The organism is Stenotrophomonas sp. SrG (assembly GCF_050031795.1).
Lineage (GTDB): Bacteria > Pseudomonadota > Gammaproteobacteria > Xanthomonadales > Xanthomonadaceae > Stenotrophomonas > Stenotrophomonas rhizophila_A.
Genome location: NZ_JBNBBE010000529.1, coordinates 1 through 254 on the forward strand (window position 1 = coordinate 1; position 254 = coordinate 254).

Sequence of the window (254 nt, forward strand, 5' to 3'; positions counted from 1 at the left end):
AAAGCGAGGCGGCCGGTTCCCACGCCGCCACCGATGGCGACTACTCCACGGCAGTGGGTTCCACCAGTTTCGCCAGCGGCACCGGCGCCTCGGCAGACGGTAGTGGTGCGTTCGCGCTCGCTGACGGCGCCACCGCGGTTGGCCTGAAAGCACTTGCCAGCGCAGGCAATGCCACCGCCACCGGTGCCGATGCACAGGCCACCGCCGACTACGCCACCGCCAACGGTGCCGAAAGCCTCGCCTCGGGCGAGCAG

At 70.5% G+C, this 254-nt stretch carries 1 protein-coding gene; it reads left to right on the plus strand.

Annotated features, from left to right (window positions below):
* A partial coding sequence (locus ACQG3P_RS20745) for a hypothetical protein (protein WP_426806108.1) occupies nt 1-254 on the plus strand: 254 nt, incomplete at both ends.